The 20,232-nt window shown below is 41.7% G+C and carries 8 protein-coding genes, 1 tRNA gene and 4 rRNA genes; 12 read left to right on the forward strand and 1 reads right to left on the reverse strand.

Annotated features, from left to right (window positions below):
• Window positions 1-324: 324 nt before the first annotated feature.
• A 23S ribosomal RNA gene (locus PCNPT3_RS00265) occupies window positions 325-3,216 on the forward strand.
• 133 nt (window positions 3,217-3,349) lie between these two features.
• A 5S ribosomal RNA gene (rrf, locus tag PCNPT3_RS00270) occupies window positions 3,350-3,465 on the forward strand.
• A 1,046-nt stretch (window positions 3,466-4,511) separates the two neighbouring features.
• On the opposite strand, the gene PCNPT3_RS00275 is transcribed toward rrf, so the two are convergent.
• Complete coding sequence (locus tag PCNPT3_RS00275) at window positions 4,512-5,642, reverse strand: amidohydrolase (protein ID WP_015463871.1); 1,131 nt, start codon at window positions 5,640-5,642, stop codon at window positions 4,512-4,514.
• 373 nt (window positions 5,643-6,015) lie between these two features.
• Between PCNPT3_RS00275 and PCNPT3_RS00280 the strand changes: the two genes are divergently transcribed.
• From PCNPT3_RS00280 to PCNPT3_RS00325, 10 genes are all read left to right on the forward strand, one after another.
• Window positions 6,016-8,238, forward strand: a complete 2,223-nt coding sequence (locus PCNPT3_RS00280; RefSeq protein ID WP_015463872.1) for an ABC transporter permease subunit — start codon at window positions 6,016-6,018, stop codon at window positions 8,236-8,238.
• A gap of 14 nt (window positions 8,239-8,252) precedes the next feature.
• Window positions 8,253-9,899 (forward strand): phosphate ABC transporter permease PstA, encoded by a 1,647-nt coding sequence (pstA, locus tag PCNPT3_RS00285; RefSeq protein ID WP_015463873.1) that lies wholly within the window; start codon window positions 8,253-8,255, stop codon window positions 9,897-9,899.
• Between the two features lie 29 nt (window positions 9,900-9,928).
• A complete protein-coding gene (gene pstB / locus PCNPT3_RS00290; protein ID WP_015463874.1) occupies window positions 9,929-10,747 on the forward strand; it encodes a phosphate ABC transporter ATP-binding protein PstB in 819 nt (272 codons plus the stop codon).
• A gap of 13 nt (window positions 10,748-10,760) precedes the next feature.
• Window positions 10,761-11,468, forward strand: a complete 708-nt coding sequence (phoU, locus tag PCNPT3_RS00295; RefSeq protein ID WP_015463875.1) for a phosphate signaling complex protein PhoU — start codon at window positions 10,761-10,763, stop codon at window positions 11,466-11,468.
• Between the two features lie 26 nt (window positions 11,469-11,494).
• A complete protein-coding gene (gene phoB, locus PCNPT3_RS00300; RefSeq protein ID WP_015463876.1) occupies window positions 11,495-12,187 on the forward strand; it encodes a phosphate regulon transcriptional regulator PhoB in 693 nt (230 codons plus the stop codon).
• Window positions 12,188-12,198: 11 nt separating this feature from the next.
• The gene (phoR, locus tag PCNPT3_RS00305; protein WP_015463877.1) at window positions 12,199-13,491 is read left to right on the forward strand and encodes a phosphate regulon sensor histidine kinase PhoR; all 1,293 of its coding nucleotides are present in this window, start codon (window positions 12,199-12,201) and stop codon (window positions 13,489-13,491) included.
• A 98-nt stretch (window positions 13,492-13,589) separates the two neighbouring features.
• Window positions 13,590-14,567: a PstS family phosphate ABC transporter substrate-binding protein gene (locus PCNPT3_RS00310; protein ID WP_015463878.1), complete on the forward strand. Its 978-nt coding sequence runs from the start codon at window positions 13,590-13,592 to the stop codon at window positions 14,565-14,567.
• 511 nt (window positions 14,568-15,078) lie between these two features.
• Window positions 15,079-16,623: ribosomal RNA gene (locus PCNPT3_RS00315) — 16S ribosomal RNA — on the forward strand.
• Between the two features lie 69 nt (window positions 16,624-16,692).
• Window positions 16,693-16,768: transfer RNA gene (locus PCNPT3_RS00320), tRNA-Glu, on the forward strand.
• A gap of 450 nt (window positions 16,769-17,218) precedes the next feature.
• Window positions 17,219-20,110 (forward strand): 23S ribosomal RNA (locus PCNPT3_RS00325).
• Together the 16S and 23S rRNA genes with 1 tRNA gene alongside form the textbook arrangement of a ribosomal RNA operon.
• Window positions 20,111-20,232 lie beyond the last annotated feature (122 nt).

Below are 20,232 nucleotides of genomic sequence, written 5' to 3' on the forward strand. Positions count from 1 at the left end.
TTTAACACTGCTCTTTAACAATTAGGAAAGCTGATAAAGTTCTTATTTATCGCATCATAATAAATAACTTAGGTTGTTTATATAATGCTTTAAATATAAACGAAATTGTTCTCAGTATTTAATATTTATATTAGATACTGTAATCAAGCAAAAATAAAAACAGCTGCAATTCACGTAAGTGAAGTGCAGTTTGTACGTATCTACTCAGTTATTTATAACTGATAGGTGCACGAAAAACGAATGTGTTTTTCATAGTAAAATATGAGGATCGCAAGCGTCTTGGAAACGACATATTATATCTAAAAGTATTTTTAGGTATTGTATGGTTAAGTGAATAAGCGTGCACGGTGGATGCCTAGGCAATTAGAGGCGATGAAGGACGTGGTAATCTGCGATAAGTCCAGGGGAGTTGATAACAAGCGTTATATCCTGGAATTTCCGAATGGGGCAACCCGGCACTTAGTGTCATCGTTAAGTGAATACATAGCTTAACGAAGCGAACGAGGGGAACTGAAACATCTAAGTACCCTTAGGAAAAGAAATCAACCGAGATTCCGATAGTAGCGGCGAGCGAAATTGGAACAGCCCTTAAGCTGTTTAGAAGTTAGTAGAATGCTCTGGAAAGTGCAACGATACAGGGTGATAGTCCCGTATATGACAACTTCTTTATAGTGAAAACGAGTAGGTCGGGACACGAGAAATCCTGACTGAATATGGGGGGACCATCCTCCAAGGCTAAATACTCCTAATTGACCGATAGTGAACCAGTACCGTGAGGGAAAGGCGAAAAGAACCCCTGTGAGGGGAGTGAAATAGAACCTGAAACCGTGTACGTACAAGCAGTAGGAGCCGACTTAGTTCGGTGACTGCGTACCTTTTGTATAATGGGTCAACGACTTAATTTCAGTAGCAAGGTTAACCGTTTAGGGGAGCCGTAGGGAAACCGAGTCTTAACTGGGCGAATAGTTGCTGGGATTAGACCCGAAACTTGGTGATCTAGCCATGAGCAGGTTGAAGGTTGAGTAACATCAACTGGAGGACCGAACCCACTAATGTTGAAAAATTAGGGGATGACTTGTGGCTGGGGGTGAAAGGCCAATCAAACCAAGAGATAGCTGGTTCTCCTCGAAAGCTATTTAGGTAGCGCCTCATGTATCACTGTTGGGGGTAGAGCACTGTTTAGGCTAGGGGGTCATCCCGACTTACCAACCCTATGCAAACTCCGAATACCAACAAGTGCAATCATGGGAGACACACGGCGGGTGCTAACGTCCGTCGTGGAAAGGGAAACAACCCAGACCGCCAGCTAAGGTCCCAAAGTATATGTTAAGTGGGAAACGATGTGGAAAGGCTTAGACAGCTAGGAAGTTGGCTTAGAAGCAGCCATCTTTTAAAGAAAGCGTAATAGCTCACTAGTCGAGTCGGTCTGCGCGGAAGATTTAACGGGGCTAAACATATCACCGAAGCTGCGGATGCATAATTTATTATGCATGGTAGAGGAGCGTTCTGTAAGCCGTCGAAGGGAAAGGTGTAAACCATCCTGGAGGTATCAGAAGTGCGAATGTTGACATGAGTAACGATAAGGGGGGTGAAAAACCCCCCCGCCGGAAGACCAAGGGTTCCTGTCCAACGTTAATCGGGGCAGGGTGAGTCGACCCCTAAGGCGAGGCCGAAAGGCGTAGTCGATGGGAAACGGGTTAATATTCCCGTACCCTTTATTATTGCGATGGGAGGACGGAGAAGGCTAGGTGGGCCTGGCGATGGTTGTCCAGGTTCAAGTATGTAGGCGGGAGACTTAGGTAAATCCGGGTTTCTACTAACGCTGAGATACGATGTCGAGTCACTACGGTGATGAAGTCATTGATGCCATGCTTCCAGGAAAAGTCTCTAAGCTTCAGATAATAAAGGATCGTACCCCAAACCGACACAGGTGGTCAGGTAGAGAATACCAAGGCGCTTGAGAGAACTCGGGTGAAGGAACTAGGCAAAATGGTACCGTAACTTCGGGAGAAGGTACGCCTACGACGGTGAAGTCCCTTGCGGATGGAGCTGTTGTAGGCCGAAGATACCAGATGGCTGCAACTGTTTATTAAAAACACAGCACTCTGCTAAATCGTAAGATGACGTATAGGGTGTGACGCCTGCCCGGTGCTGGAAGGTTAATTGATGGGGTTAGCGCTTGCGCGAAGCTCTTGATCGAAGCCCCAGTAAACGGCGGCCGTAACTATAACGGTCCTAAGGTAGCGAAATTCCTTGTCGGGTAAGTTCCGACCTGCACGAATGGCGTAATGATGGCCATGCTGTCTCCACCCGAGACTCAGTGAAGTTGAAATCGCAGTGAAGATGCTGTGTACCCGCGGCTAGACGGAAAGACCCCGTGAACCTTTACTACAGCTTAGCAGTGAACTTAGAGCCTACATGTGTAGGATAGGTGGGAGGCAATGAAACCAGGTCGCTAGATTTGGTGGAGTCAACCTTGAAATACCACCCTTGTATGTTTTGAGTTCTAACCATGGCCCCTGAATCGGGGTTTGGGACACTGTTTGGTGGGTAGTTTGACTGGGGCGGTCTCCTCCTAAAGAGTAACGGAGGAGTACGAAGGTTGGCTAATCACGGTCGGACATCGTGAGGTTAGTACAATGGTATAAGCCAGCTTAACTGCGAGACAGACACGTCGAGCAGGTACGAAAGTAGGTCATAGTGATCCGGTGGTTCTGAATGGAAGGGCCATCGCTCAACGGATAAAAGGTACTCCGGGGATAACAGGCTGATACCGCCCAAGAGTTCATATCGACGGCGGTGTTTGGCACCTCGATGTCGGCTCATCACATCCTGGGGCTGAAGTCGGTCCCAAGGGTATGGCTGTTCGCCATTTAAAGTGGTACGCGAGCTGGGTTTAGAACGTCGTGAGACAGTTCGGTCCCTATCTGCCGTGGGCGTTTGAGAATTGAGAGGAGCTGCTCCTAGTACGAGAGGACCGGAGTGGACGAACCGCTGGTGTTCGGGTTGTCATGCCAATGGCATTGCCCGGTAGCTACGTTCGGAATCGATAACCGCTGAAAGCATCTAAGCGGGAAGCGAGCCTCGAGATGAGTTCTCACTGGAGCTTTAAGCTCCCTAAAGGGCCGTTGGAGACTACAACGTTGATAGGCAAGGTGTGTAAGTACAGTAATGTATTGAGCTAACTTGTACTAATTACCCGTGAGGCTTAACCATACAATTCCTAAAAGTATTGTATTGAGTAACCAAGAGATGATTGTAATCAATCAAATACGTTTGCGAAGACATATTTTACGAAACAAATTGCAAGATTAAGAAACAATCCAGCTTTTCTAATTAAGATTTTTAGCTTGGCGATAATAGCGCTGTGGCACCACCTGATCCCATGCCGAACTCAGAAGTGAAACGCAGTTGCGCCGATGGTAGTGTGGGGTCTCCCCATGTGAGAGTAGGTCATCGCCAAGCGCCTAATTAACGATAAATCCCTGTTGACTGATGTCAACAGGGATTTTTTCGTTATTAGCTTGGCTAGATGACCACTCTCACATGGGAAATAAACAGCGCAACAAAGTTGCTTTCCTTTAGTGTGATAGTAGGGCGAGTTTGCCGACAGGCAAGTATACGAGCGGAGGAGCTCTGCGACTCCCGACCGTCGCCAAGCGCCTCTCTTAATAAATTCCAACGATAAACCCCAGTCCTTCTACGAAGGGCTGGGGTTTTTTCGTTAAAGGCTTGGCAATGACCTACTCGAACATGGAACATAAATAGCCTGCCGAAGGCAGATACATATTGTGTGATAGTAGGGCGAGTTTACCGACAGGCAAGTATACGAGCGGGTGAGCTCTGCGAGCCCTGACCGTCGCCAAGCGCTCTCTTAATAAATGCCAACGATAAACCCCAGTCCTTCTTTGATGTGCTGGGGTTTTTTTCGTTATTAGCTTGGCTAGATGACCACTCTCACATGGAAAATAAAGAGCCTGCCGAAGGCAGAAGCATATTATGTGATTTTAGGGGCGAGTTTGCCGGCAGGCAATTTTCACGAGCGGGTGAGCTCTGCGAATCCTGGAGGGTATTGCCGACAGGCAAGTGTACGAGCGGATGAGATCGTTGACTCCCGACCGTCGCCAAGCGCCTCTCTTAATAAATTCCAACGATAAACCTCAGCCCTTCTTTGATGTGCTGGGGTTTTTTCGTTAAAGGCTTGGCAATGACCACTCTCACATGGGAAGTTTCGAGCGCAACGAAGTTGCTTTCCTTAAGTGTGATTTTAGGGGCGAGTTTGCCGGCAGGCAATTTTCTTGATCGGACTAAGCTCTGCGTGTTCTGGAGGGTATCGCGACAGCGATGTTTACTAGCGTAGGAGTTCCGCGACTCCCGACCGTCGCCAAGCGCTCGATTAATAAATTGCAATGATAAACCCCAGTCCTTATATAAAGGGCTGGGTTTTTTTAGTTAAAAGCTTGGCTGGGGAGTATTATCATGAGGACAATAATGAACACTTATTACTTTTTTTATTTATCACAAAGTAAATTTTGGTAAATTTTAAAAAATATATTTCTACCTTGGATTATTAGCTGATCTGGAAAGTCATAATCAGGGTTATGTAGTTGAGGTGTTTGTTCTCCTGCACCAAAAGCAAACATAGCGCCTTTTGTTTTGCTACTTATGGCTCCGAAATCTTCTGACCATCTAAAGGGCTTATCTAACCAAGTAATGTGATGCCCACAAGATGCTGCTGCGTCTGCAATATGTTTCACGCATTGCGGATTGTTGACACTGGCATTAAAAATATCAAACCAGGTTATTTCTAGTGCTAAATTATTTTGTTTTGCACAAAGGGTTACTTTTGTCGTCACTTTATCGACTAAAGCCTGCATTGCCATATTAGATTCTGCTCTAAGTGTTGCTAATAATTTCCCATCAGCAGGGGCAGTGCCAAATGCTTCCTCACCCATACTGCAATGAATGAGTGTTAACATTATTAATTCCTCATACTCTAGATCATCGGCAATATGAGGTAATGTTTGCATTAATTCAGCCAACATATTAGCAGGACTTATCCCTGTCTCAGGATAAGCAGCATGTGCTGTTTTCCCTTTTAATTTGATACATACTCCTCTGGATGCGCAATTAAAATTACCTGATCTCAGTAATACTTCTCCCGCACTATGTCCGGGTAAGTTATGCAGTGCAAAACAGAAGTCAGGTTTAAAAAGATTAAACTTATCATCATTAACTACCGCGTTAGCTCCTTGTCCGGTTTCTTCTGCCGGTTGAAACAATAATGTAACGCTACCTATAAGAGGTGGGGTTTCTGATATTTTTTTAGCTAAGGATAAAATAATAGCCATGTGCCCATCATGACCACATTTATGTGAGATCCCTGCTTTTATAGATTTATATTCAAAATCATTTAATTCTTCAATGGGTAGCGCATCAAGTTCACTACGAAATAGAATATTGGGACCGGGCTTATTTGAATCAAAACAAACGGCGATGCCATGGCCCCCGATATTTGTATATATTCGATCGGGTTTAAAAATTTGTAATTTTTTTAATATATAAGATGCTGTTTGTTGTTCGTCTCCAGAGAGCTCAGGGTGCTTATGCAAATATTTTCTAATATTTCTCCATTGTTCCATGACTTGCTACCTTAAATCAGATGTTGGTTTTTACTTTTATGGTGGTATGAATGATCGATTTTTCTTATTTACTTAACGTTTTTAATACCGATATAGCGATCATTCTATAAGCATTAAATAATGAGGAATATTCTATAAATTTACTTTCAGTCTTCGCGGTATATTAGAGGTTAAATGTTTATTTTTCATCACACTATGAAATTGCTTCATACTCATACGCTAATTTATATAATGATAAGTTTGTATTATTATTTCTCGGTACTGCATCAAAGAATCTAAATTATTTTTAATAAAAAATTATGGGCGTAATATAACTGTAACAAAACAATAATATAATCCCGGCATTAGTTATTACCTTAATATGAGAATGAATATGCCAAACAATCATTTATTAAAGAGATCTGGCTGCTCTGTACGTTTATTTAAGGATAAATTTGCCGAATATACGATAAAGCTCGGGGGTGTATTGGTTTTAGCCACATTAATTTTAATATTTGCATATTTATTATATGTCGTATATCCCATCTTTAAATCACCCAGCATTGAACAAAGAAATACATTTAAGAATGATCAAGAGGGAATTACTTTTGCGCTAGGTTTGGATGAATACAATGATATTGCATATCGTTTTAATTCACTTGGTGTTAATTTCTTTAAAACAAGCGGTGAATTAAATAGCGCAGAGGAAAATAAAAATAATTATAACTTTACGCAACAAGCTATTTCTTTTGGGCAGTTAAATCAATCTCGGAAAATGGCAGTGTTTGGCTTTAAAGATGGTTCAATTAGTCTTTTAGAGGTTAATTTCAAACTAACGTATAAAAACAATCAAAGAGAGATAACACCGCAGGTTCTTTTTCCCTTTCTCGAGTCATCAATATTAATAGATGCTAAGCACCAACCGATAGTTAAAGTGTCTATGGCAATGCAGGAGGATCGCGCAAATGTAATATCAGTGACAAAAGATGGTCGCGGTTTTTTAACTGTATTCGAAGCGTCTGAAAATTTTATGACTCAAGAGTTAGAATGGGACTCTGAAACCGTTTCATTAGGTCATATACCCTCTAATATCGATAATTTATTGATTTCATCCAACTTACAATATGCTTATATTCGATCATTAAACAAACTTTATATACTAGATATCAGTGACATAAGTAATATAAAAAATATTTTAATATTAGATATTAACGAACCCTATCAAAATGTAACTGATATCACTTTTCTTTCTGGGGGCACTTCCGTATTAGTTGCTAATAGTAACGGTGTTATTTCACAGTGGTTTAATGTACGTGATAATGGTGAGAGAAAGTTTACCAAAATACGAACGTTTAGTGCGGAAAAAGACATTGTTGATTTGGTTTCTGAACTAAATAGGAAAGGATTTTTAAGTGTTTCGAAAAATGGCATGTTAACCGTTTTTCACGCAACAGGGGGCACCAAGTTATTAGAAGAGCCTCTTGATTTAAAGGGAGTTAAACATTTATCAATAGCATCCCGATACAATGCGTTTATTGTTTCGAGTGACACACAATACCAATTTTATAATTATGAAAATGAATACCCTGAAATATCTTGGGCTGCTATTTGGGAAAACGTTTGGTATGAAGGTTATTCTGAGCCGGATCTCATTTGGCAATCGACATCAGGTGCAGATGATTTTGAACCTAAATTTAGTTTAATGCCCCTTGCTTTTGGTACGATAAAAGCTGCTTTTTATGCCATGTTATTTGCGGTGCCTCTCGCAATTGGAGGTGCTATTTATACTGCATACTTTATGACGGATAGACTTCGCTCAGTTGTAAAACCAAGTGTTGAAATTATGGAGGCGCTACCCACTGTAATATTAGGGTTCTTAGCCGGACTCTGGTTAGCTCCTTTTATAGAAACGCATTTACCAGCCGTATTTTTACTGATGATAGCGTTGCCTTTATCGGCATTGGCTGTTGCAGCACTTTGTCAAACCTTGCCTAACTCGATACAAGAAAAGTTAGGCGATGGAATGCATATATATATATTAATTCCCACGCTGCTTATTGTTTCAATCGTAGTTATATCAAGCAGTTCATTATTAGAAGATCTCTTTTTCAATGGTGATGCACGTGCCTATGTTAATGATATCTTTGGATTTGATCAGCGTAACTCTCTTGTCGTCGGTATCGCGATGGGCTTTGCTGTTATACCTACGATATTTTCGATCACAGAAGATGCTGTTTTTAGTGTTCCCAAACATTTAACACAGGGCTCTTTGGCATTGGGGGCGACAAAATGGCAAACCTTAATCAGAGTTGTTTTATTAACCGCCAGTCCCGGTATTTTCTCTGCCATCATGATGGGTTTAGGTCGCGCTGTGGGTGAAACAATGATTGTGTTAATGGCGACGGGTAATACGCCTATTATGGACTTTAATATTTTCTCTGGAATGCGCACATTAGCTGCCAATATAGCGGTTGAAATGCCGGAGGCAGAAATTGCGAGTTCACATTATCGGATCCTTTTCTTGGCAGCGTTTGTACTGTTTGTCTTAACTTTTATTTTTAATACGATTGCTGAATTTGTACGCCAAAAGCTTCGTGAAAAATACAGCTCGATTTAACAAGGAATATTAAAATGAAGAAATGGTTTAAAACGGGAGATCCTTGGGTTTGGCTTATTGCTAGTGCCGTTAGTCTCTGTTTAATTGCTGTCGTAGGTTTGGTATTGCTTATCGCATCTCGTGGTCTTAGTTATTTTTGGCCATCTGATTTATATGAGTTTCAAGTTAAAAATAACCAACAACAAATACACACGGTGATAGGTGAAATATACGATACAAAAGTAGTACCAGCGATACAACTACATGAAGCTGGGTATGAGATCCCTAAAAATTTACATGAAGTTAAGCAACTTCTGGTTAAAACCGGTAACCGAGAATTTGTAGATTTAGATTTTAGGTGGTTACTTCAACCTCAAATTAAATCACAAAAGAAAGCTTCGGAATTGATGGTGTTAACACGTATTACAAATGGTAATTTTTACGGGTATCCATTATTTTTAGAAATAAAGGGTAATAAAACAACCTTTGAGTCATTAGATGACTTAAATGCACTTATCGATCGCGCGGTGCAATTAAATAATAAAGCGTTAGCGTTACAAAAGGGTGAGATAAGTTCGATTAATTATCAAATAGAAAATATACGCTTAAAACAAAGAAGTATGGAAATTGCTAAAACGCTAACGGCAGAGAATATTCTCGATTTTAAAAAGCAAAGCGATGCTCTCAGAAAAGCTGTTGGTGTTTTTGAAACGCAACTCTTTGACTTTAATCGCCAAGCGGATAGAGATCATCTTTTTGTAAAAGATATGCGCGGCGAAGTTGTTCAGCTTTCGATCGCTAATCTTTTAAAAGCGCAGCAACCGAACAAAATGAATGTGCTACAAAAAACCATGAGCTGGTTTCATGGAATTTATGAATTTGTAACGACAGATCCAAGAGAAGCAAATACGGAAGGGGGTGTATTTCCTGCTATTTTTGGCACTATTTTTATGGTGCTATTAATGGCTGTGATCGTGACGCCATTAGGTGTGATAGCCGCTATTTACTTACATGAATACGCGCCAAAAAATTCGATAACTAAAATGATCCGTATTTCTGTTATCAATTTATCAGGGGTGCCGTCAATCGTTTATGGGGTATTTGGTCTGGGGTTTTTTGTTTACATATTAGGTGGGAGTATTGATTCTCTTTTTTATCCAGAAGTAGCACCGGGTGCCATGTTTGGTTCACCAGGCGTTTTCTGGTCGGCACTAACGTTGGCTATTTTGACTTTACCGGTGGTTATTGTTTCAACTGAAGAGGGTTTATCAAGAATTCCAATGTCATTAAGACAGGGATCGCTTGCATTAGGAGCCACTAAATTTGAAACCTTATGGCGTATTGTTATTCCGATGGCAAGTCCCGCTATTATGACTGGGTTAATCTTAGCGGTTGCGCGGGCGGCGGGTGAGGTCGCGCCTTTAATGTTGGTTGGTGTTGTGAAGCTTGCTCCTAGTTTGCCGATAGATATGAACTTCCCTTACGTTCATTTAGAGAGAAAATTTATGCATCTAGGCTTTCATATTTTTGATGTAGGCTTTCAGAGTCCCAATGTAGAAGCGGCAAGACCTTTAGTATATGCGACTTCATTTTTATTGATCACCGTTATTATTGGGCTTAATTTAGCGGCTATCCATGTACGTAATAAATTGCGTCGAAAATTTAAAGATATTGAACTTTAAGAGTCTAATTACTTTTAACAGGAATAAAGATGATAAACATAACATCAGCAAGTAGCGGCTATAAAAAGAATAAATTAGATAACTTAAGCGAGGAAGACACGGCATTAAAAATTGAACAATTGAATCTCTTTTATGCAGATAAACAAGCGTTATTTGATATCAATATGAGTATTCCAAAAAAAGAAGTAACGGCTTTTATTGGTCCCTCTGGTTGCGGGAAGTCTACTTTATTACGCTCTATCAATAGAATGAATGACCTTGTTGACAGTTGTAGGATAGAGGGGCGGATAAAGTTAAATGATAAGAACATATTTGATAAAGATGTTGATGTAGCGACATTACGTCGTAATGTGGGCATGGTATTTCAAAGACCGACACCGTTTCCAAAATCAATTTATGAAAATGTTGTTTATGGTTTAAGACTACAGGGGATCAAAGATAAACGCATACTCGACGAAGTCGCTTATAAATCATTACATGGTGCGGCGCTTTGGGATGAGGTGAAAGACCGACTTTACGATAACGCTTTTGGCCTTTCAGGGGGGCAGCAACAGCGTTTAGTTATCGCACGAGCGATTGCTATTGAGCCTGAAATATTATTATTGGATGAGCCTACCTCGGCTTTAGATCCTATTTCAACGTTAGTCGTTGAAGAGCTAATTACGGATTTAAAAAAGAAATATACGGTCGTTATTGTGACCCATAATATGCAACAAGCAGCGCGCGTTTCGGATAATACCGCTTTTATGTATATGGGAAAACTGATCGAATATCGAGACACCAATACGTTATTTACAACCCCCTCATGTAAACAAACAGAAGATTATATCACCGGTAAATATGGTTAATAAGGATAATATAATGGAGCCAAATAGTTTAGGTAAACATATATCAGGACAGTTTAATTTGGAACTTGATGATTGTCGTAATCAAGTGCTTAAAATGGGGGGGATTATTGAATTACAGCTTAAGCATGCATTAGAAATATTGAACTCTAAGGATATCGATCATGCCAATAAAATCATAAAGCGTGATATGCAAGTTAATGCGTTAGAGGTTGATATAGATGCTCTTTGTTTACGGATCATTGCAAAGAGGCAACCTGCCGCCAGTGATTTACGATTGATCATGGCGGTTGTTAAAACCATCACTGATTTAGAGCGTATTGGCGATGTTGCGGTGAAAATAGCAAAGACAGTGATAGAAAATCAAAATAAAAAATATCCACCATTGATCAGTATTGAAAATATGGGGGAGCGTTTAATTAAAATGCTACATAATATATTGGATGCCTTTGCACGTATGGATTTGCAGGATGCGGTGCAGGTGTATTATGACCATCTCAATATAGAGAGACAATATAATGGAATCATCCGAGAGCTTATGGTGTACATGATGGAAGATCCTAAATCTATTCCCCAGGTACTTGATGTGTTGTGGTGCGTACGTGCGCTTGAACGGATCAGTTGTCGGTGCCAAAACATCAGTGAATATATTATTTATTTTGTTAAAGGGACGGATGTCAGGCATATGGATATCGGTGAATTAGAAAAACTATTATCGAAGTAATTGTTCGTTAAACCAAGGTTTGTTATATGTTAAAGAGAATTTTAGTTGTTGAAGATGAAATATCGATTCAAGAAATGATTTGCTTTTGTTTACAAAAAAACGGATTTGAAGTTGAGGCGGTACGAGATTATCAAAATGCGGTACAAAAAGTATCGCATCAAGAATTTGATATTGTTCTATTAGATTGGATGATTATCGGAGGGAGTGGTTTACGTTTTATTAATTATTTAAAATCAGAGCCAGAGCTCTGTAACATTCCTGTGATCATGCTTACAGCAAGGAGCGCAGAAGAAGATAAGGTTGAAGGACTCGACGCAGGGGCGGATGATTATATGACGAAGCCCTTTTCGCCAAAAGAGTTAATTGCGAGGCTGAGCGCCGTGTTAAGGCGAGGGGAATCGTTTAGTCAAGATTCAAAAATAAAAATTAATGGTTTAAGTTTGGATCCTATCTCTTATAAAGTGGATGTACTCGGTGGCACCATAAAATTAGGACCACTTGAATTTAAGTTGTTACATTTTTTTATGACACACATAGATAGAGTTTATTCCCGCGATCAATTATTAGATCGTATTTGGGGAACACAAACATATATAGAAGACAGAACTGTCGACGTACATATCAGAAGATTAAGATCTGCATTATCAGAAACAGGACGCGATAAGCACATTCAAACCGTACGCGGATTTGGATACCGATTTTCAATAGAATATAACTAAGGGGCTTCATTATGTACTCAACAGTCCCCTTTTATAGGGGCGTATGGAAGAGCCTCTATCTCTATTCTATTTTAATTATGATAGGTTTCTTTTGTGATGAAATTTTATTAAGCATCTTGATTGCTAATTTCATTCAAATTTTTTGGTTTTATCGTTATCAATTTAAGTTGTTTAAGTGGTTATGGCGAGATAAAAAACGTACTCCCCCGATAGGAACGGGTAGTTGGGAGATGATTTTTAACGGTTTATTTAGATTGCAGAATCGTCATTACGCTAAGCGCGCAGCATTAACTCTCACCATTAAAAAGTTTCGTGCTGGGGCGGATGCGGTGCCCGATGCGTTAATATTTTTAGATTCAAATTACGCTATCATTTGGAGCAATCAGCTTGCTCAACAATTATTAGGTTTAAAATTACCTCGAGATATAGGTCAACAGATTAGTAATTTGATCCGTATACCTGTTTTTATTAAAGAGTTAAAAAGTAACCTTGCCGTTAAATGTATAGAGATAACATCACCTATTAATAACAATATTCGGCTTGAAATTCGTTTTATTCGTTATTTAGATAAACAACAAATACTCATTGTTCGAGATATTACTCAGGTACACCAATTAGAAGAAGTAAAACGTAATTTCGTTGCTAATTTATCCCATGAATTAAGAACGCCTTTAACCGTTTTAAAAGGGTACCTTGAAATTTTCGATGTTGATGATTTACCGGTGGAATATAAAAGAGCGCTTAAGGCCATGTCGGAGCAAAGCTTACGCATGGAGGCGCTTATCGATGATCTATTACTTTTGTCTCGCATTGAAAATGGTGCGATGGTTGATTTAAACCAGGAAGTTAATATTGCGTTGATAATTTCACAAATAGAGCAAGAATGTAAGATGATCGCCGTTGATAAAAAGCTAAACCTTATTTTTAATGTAGATAGTACATTGATAAGTTATGGCAATGCATCTTATCTGCGTAGCGCTATGTCGAACTTGGTTTTTAATGCGATAAATTACTCTCCTGCAGGCGGTAATATAAAGATCACCTGGAATGGCTCTACTCAAGGGGGGCTTTTTAGCGTTAAAGATGATGGTTTTGGTATATCGACGAAAGATTTAGTGAATATTACCCAGCGTTTTTATAGAGCGGAGATTGAAGGGGTGACAAGCAAAGGATCGGGTCTTGGTTTATCCATCGTAAAGCATGCATTAAAAAATCATGATAGTGAGTTATTGATAAAGAGTAAGTTACATAAAGGCAGTACTTTTAGCTTTATTTTGCCAAAAGTCACTATAAAGAGAGATTAATAATAAAAACTTAATATAGGTGTAACAAAACTGTCATCTATTTTTTCTATGATAAGGCCAACCAAGTAACTTAACTATTTTTATTAAAGGTATTTTTTATGACTATAAAAAGCAACATTAATACATTGATCGTGAGTGGGTTATTACTCTCTTCTGCGAGTGTTTTTGCAGCAAAGGTAGATACTGCTATTCCTAGTTATGTAAAAACTGCTGGCGTATCCGGCACTTTATCATCAGTGGGCTCAGATACACTGGCGAATATGATGACGTTATGGGCTGAAAAATTTAAAGGTTACTACCCGAGTGTCAATGTGCAAATACAAGCAGCGGGATCGTCTACTGCGCCACCGGCACTTACTGCCGCTACGTCTCAGTTTGGACCGATGAGTCGACAAATGAAATCAAAAGAAATAATGGCTTTTGAAAAAACCTATGGTTATAAGCCAACTAAAATTATTGTCGCAATTGATGCTTTAGCTGTTTTTGTACATAAAGATAACCCGATCAAAGGATTGAGCATTGCAGATGTAGATGCAATCTTTTCAAGTACACTAAAATGTGGCGCCAAAGAAGAGATCAGTGATTGGGGCGGTTTGGGCTTAAAAGGGAGTTGGACACAACGAGATATTCAAATATTCGGGCGTAATTCAGTTTCTGGTACTTATGGATACTTTAAAAAGAAAGCGCTATGTAAAGGCGATTATAAAAAGAACGTAAATGAGCAACCGGGATCGGCTTCTGTGGTGCAATCTGTTTCATCGTCTTTAAATGCGATAGGTTATTCAGGTATAGGTTATCGAACTTCGGGCGTTCGTGCTGTCGCAATTGCGAAGAAAGGCACTAAATACATTGAGCCTAGTTTAGAAAATGCAGCGAATGGAAAATACCCACTTTCTCGTTACTTATATGTTTATGTTAATAAACACCCAAATAAACCACTTAGCGTAATGCAAACTGAGTTTATTAAATTAATGTTATCGCAACAGGGACAAGAAATTGTGTCAAAAGATGGTTATATACCATTAAGTAATAAATTTATTGCGAAGCAGCTAATTAGTCTACATATCGAAAACTAAAAAACATTTACTAGTTAATACAAAAAGCAGTGTAAAGAGTGATTTTTACACTGCTTTTGTGTGTTTTTCGGCCCATAAATTAATAATCATAAAAAACACTAATAAACGCTTGCCAATGTGACTTAGATCTCTATAATGCGACCCCACAGACACAGCAAGTAACGCGAGTTACCGCAGTGTTTGGTGAGACAATGATTTGATTATTAACTTAAATTAAAGCGTTGACAAATCTCACTGGTGACGTATTATACGCACCTGCCGAAAGGCACGCTCTTTAACAATTTAATCAAACAATCTGTGTGGGCACTAGATGATGATTTCAAAAAAGTCCTTATGGTGATTTTGCTTTGCAACTTCATTAAGAGGACAAAAAGAATCAATATCAGTGACACACGAATTAATTCATTAATTCAGAATAACAACAAGTACTTTTCACTAGTTGATTAGTTACTTAGTTTTAGTCAGTAATATTGAGTCGCATTGTTGGTAACAACATTGCAAATTAAACTTTAAATTGAAGAGTTTGATCATGGCTCAGATTGAACGCTGGCGGCAGGCTTAACACATGCAAGTCGAACGGTAACAGAGAGTAGCTTGCTACTTTGCTGACGAGTGGCGGACGGGTGAGTAATGCTTGGGAATATGCCTTAACGTGGGGGACAACAGTTGGAAACGACTGCTAATACCGCATAATGTCTACGGACCAAAGCAGGGGACCTTCGGGCCTTGCGCGTTTAGAGTAGCCCAAGTGGGATTAGCTAGTTGGTAAGGTAATGGCTTACCAAGGCGACGATCCCTAGCTGGTCTTAGAGGATGACCAGCCACACTGGAACTGAGACACGGTCCAGACTCCTACGGGAGGCAGCAGTGGGGAATATTGCACAATGGAGGAAACTCTGATGCAGCCATGCCGCGTGTGTGAAGAAGGCTTTCGGGTTGTAAAGCACTTTCAGCGAGGAGGAAAGGGTAGTAGTTAATAACTGCTATCTGTGACGTTACTCGCAGAAGAAGCACCGGCTAACTCCGTGCCAGCAGCCGCGGTAATACGGAGGGTGCGAGCGTTAATCGGAATTACTGGGCGTAAAGCGCGCGTAGGTGGTTAATTAAGTCAGATGTGAAAGCCCAGGGCTCAACCTTGGAACTGCATTTGAAACTGGTTGACTAGAGTTTTGTAGAGGGTGGTAGAATTTCAGGTGTAGCGGTGAAATGCGTAGAGATCTGAAGGAATACCAGTGGCGAAGGCGGCCACCTGGACAAAGACTGACACTGAGGCGCGAAGGCGTGGGGAGCAAACGGGATTAGATACCCCGGTAGTCCACGCAGTAAACGATGTCTATTAGAAGTTTGTGGCTATATGCCGTGGGTTTCAAAGCTAACGCATTAAATAGACCGCCTGGGGAGTACGGCCGCAAGGTTAAAACTCAAATGAATTGACGGGGGCCCGCACAAGCGGTGGAGCATGTGGTTTAATTCGATGCAACGCGAAGAACCTTACCATCCCTTGACATCCAGAGAATCACCTAGAGATAGATGAGTGCCTTCGGGAACTCTGAGACAGGTGCTGCATGGCTGTCGTCAGCTCGTGTTGTGAAATGTTGGGTTAAGTCCCGCAACGAGCGCAACCCTTATCCTTACTTGCCAGCGGGTCATGCCGGGAACTTTAGGGAGACTGCCGGTGATAAACCGGAGGAAGGTGGGGACGACGTCAAGTCATCATGGCCCTTACGGGATGGGCTACACACGTGCTACAATGGCAGATACAAAGGGTTGCTAACCTGCGAGGGTATGCGAATCTCATAAAGTCTGTCGTAGTCCGGATCGGAGTCTGCAACTCGACTCCGTGAAGTTGGAATCGCTAGTAATCGTGGATCAGAATGCCACGGTGAATACGTTCCCGGGCCTTGTACACACCGCCCGTCACACCATGGGAGTGGGCTGCACCAGAAGTCATTAGCTTAACCTTTCGGGGATGGCGATGACCACGGTGTGGTTCATGACTGGGGTGAAGTCGTAACAAGGTAGCCCTAGGGGAACCTGGGGCTGGATCACCTCCTTATACGAAAGAAACACGTTTAGTGTCCACACAGATTGTTTGATTAGAATGATAAAGCGCACAAAGTTCTTGGTCCCCATCGTCTAGAGGCCTAGGACACCGCCCTTTCACGGCGGTAACAGGGGTTCAAATCCCCTTGGGGATACCAAAATCTAGGCATTAAAAAACCAGAGAATCACTTGATAACTGTTTAATTTGAAACAATTATCAAGTGTTTTTTAACACTGCTCTTTAACAATTAGGAAAGCTGATAAAGTTCTTATTTATCGCATCATAATAAATAACTTAGGTTGTTTATATAATGCTTTAAATATAAACGAAATTGTTCTCAGTAATTAATGTTTACATTAATTACTGTAATCAAGCAAAAATAAAAACAGCTGCAATTCACGTAAGTGAAGTGCAGTTTGTACGTATCTACTCAGTTATTTATAACTGATAGGTGCACGAAAAACGAATGTGTTTTTCATAGTAAAATATGAGGATCGCAAGCGTCTTGGAAACGACATATAAAATCTAAATTTTATAATCTTATGTGTTTTTTGAATATTATTAATATTCATAAAACGTTTAAAGACAGTATCTTTAGGTATTGTATGGTTAAGTGAATAAGCGTGCACGGTGGATGCCTAGGCAATTAGAGGCGATGAAGGACGTGGTAATCTGCGATAAGTCCAGGGGAGTTGATAACAAGCGTTATATCCTGGAATTTCCGAATGGGGCAACCCGGCACTTAGTGTCATCGTTAAGTGAATACATAGCTTAACGAAGCGAACGAGGGGAACTGAAACATCTAAGTACCCTTAGGAAAAGAAATCAACCGAGATTCCGATAGTAGCGGCGAGCGAAATTGGAACAGCCCTTAAGCTGTTTAGAAGTTAGTAGAATGCTCTGGAAAGTGCAACGATACAGGGTGATAGTCCCGTATATGACAACTTCTTTATAGTGAAAACGAGTAGGTCGGGACACGAGAAATCCTGACTGAATATGGGGGGACCATCCTCCAAGGCTAAATACTCCTAATTGACCGATAGTGAACCAGTACCGTGAGGGAAAGGCGAAAAGAACCCCTGTGAGGGGAGTGAAATAGAACCTGAAACCGTGTACGTACAAGCAGTAGGAGCCGACTTAGTTCGGTGACTGCGTACCTTTTGTATAATGGGTCAACGACTTAATTTCAGTAGCAAGGTTAACCGTTTAGGGGAGCCGTAGGGAAACCGAGTCTTAACTGGGCGAATAGTTGCTGGGATTAGACCCGAAACTTGGTGATCTAGCCATGAGCAGGTTGAAGGTTGAGTAACATCAACTGGAGGACCGAACCCACTAATGTTGAAAAATTAGGGGATGACTTGTGGCTGGGGGTGAAAGGCCAATCAAACCAAGAGATAGCTGGTTCTCCTCGAAAGCTATTTAGGTAGCGCCTCATGTATCACTGTTGGGGGTAGAGCACTGTTTAGGCTAGGGGGTCATCCCGACTTACCAACCCTATGCAAACTCCGAATACCAACAAGTGCAATCATGGGAGACACACGGCGGGTGCTAACGTCCGTCGTGGAAAGGGAAACAACCCAGACCGCCAGCTAAGGTCCCAAAGTATATGTTAAGTGGGAAACGATGTGGAAAGGCTTAGACAGCTAGGAAGTTGGCTTAGAAGCAGCCATCTTTTAAAGAAAGCGTAATAGCTCACTAGTCGAGTCGGTCTGCGCGGAAGATTTAACGGGGCTAAACATATCACCGAAGCTGCGGATGCATAATTTATTATGCATGGTAGAGGAGCGTTCTGTAAGCCGTCGAAGGGAAAGGTGTAAACCATCCTGGAGGTATCAGAAGTGCGAATGTTGACATGAGTAACGATAAGGGGGGTGAAAAACCCCCCCGCCGGAAGACCAAGGGTTCCTGTCCAACGTTAATCGGGGCAGGGTGAGTCGACCCCTAAGGCGAGGCCGAAAGGCGTAGTCGATGGGAAACGGGTTAATATTCCCGTACCCTTTATTATTGCGATGGGAGGACGGAGAAGGCTAGGTGGGCCTGGCGATGGTTGTCCAGGTTCAAGTATGTAGGCGGGAGACTTAGGTAAATCCGGGTTTCTACTAACGCTGAGATACGATGTCGAGTCACTACGGTGATGAAGTCATTGATGCCATGCTTCCAGGAAAAGTCTCTAAGCTTCAGATAATAAAGGATCGTACCCCAAACCGACACAGGTGGTCAGGTAGAGAATACCAAGGCGCTTGAGAGAACTCGGGTGAAGGAACTAGGCAAAATGGTACCGTAACTTCGGGAGAAGGTACGCCTACGACGGTGAAGTCCCTTGCGGATGGAGCTGTTGTAGGCCGAAGATACCAGATGGCTGCAACTGTTTATTAAAAACACAGCACTCTGCTAAATCGTAAGATGACGTATAGGGTGTGACGCCTGCCCGGTGCTGGAAGGTTAATTGATGGGGTTAGCGCTTGCGCGAAGCTCTTGATCGAAGCCCCAGTAAACGGCGGCCGTAACTATAACGGTCCTAAGGTAGCGAAATTCCTTGTCGGGTAAGTTCCGACCTGCACGAATGGCGTAATGATGGCCATGCTGTCTCCACCCGAGACTCAGTGAAGTTGAAATCGCAGTGAAGATGCTGTGTACCCGCGGCTAGACGGAAAGACCCCGTGAACCTTTACTACAGCTTAGCAGTGAACTTAGAGCCTACATGTGTAGGATAGGTGGGAGGCAATGAAACCAGGTCGCTAGATTTGGTGGAGTCAACCTTGAAATACCACCCTTGTATGTTTTGAGTTCTAACCATGGCCCCTGAATCGGGGTTTGGGACACTGTTTGGTGGGTAGTTTGACTGGGGCGGTCTCCTCCTAAAGAGTAACGGAGGAGTACGAAGGTTGGCTAATCACGGTCGGACATCGTGAGGTTAGTACAATGGTATAAGCCAGCTTAACTGCGAGACAGACACGTCGAGCAGGTACGAAAGTAGGTCATAGTGATCCGGTGGTTCTGAATGGAAGGGCCATCGCTCAACGGATAAAAGGTACTCCGGGGATAACAGGCTGATACCGCCCAAGAGTTCATATCGACGGCGGTGTTTGGCACCTCGATGTCGGCTCATCACATCCTGGGGCTGAAGTCGGTCCCAAGGGTATGGCTGTTCGCCATTTAAAGTGGTACGCGAGCTGGGTTTAGAACGTCGTGAGACAGTTCGGTCCCTATCTGCCGTGGGCGTTTGAGAATTGAGAGGAGCTGCTCCTAGTACGAGAGGACCGGAGTGGACGAACCGCTGGTGTTCGGGTTGTCATGCCAATGGCATTGCCCGGTAGCTACGTTCGGAATCGATAACCGCTGAAAGCATCTAAGCGGGAAGCGAGCCTCGAGATGAGTTCTCACTGGAGCTTTAAGCTCCCTAAAGGGCCGTTGGAGACTACAACGTTGATAGGCAAGGTGTGTAAGTACAGTAATGTATTGAGCTAACTTGTACTAATTACCCGTGAGGCTTAACCATACAATTCCTAAAAGTATTGTATTGAGTAACCAAGAGATGATTGTAATCAATCAAATACGTTTGCGAAGACATATTTTACGAAACAAATTGCAAGATTAGACACAATCCAGCTTTTCTAATTA

The sequence above is a fragment of the Psychromonas sp. CNPT3 genome (assembly GCF_000153405.2).
In the GTDB taxonomy this organism is placed as follows: Bacteria; Pseudomonadota; Gammaproteobacteria; order Enterobacterales; family Psychromonadaceae; genus Psychromonas.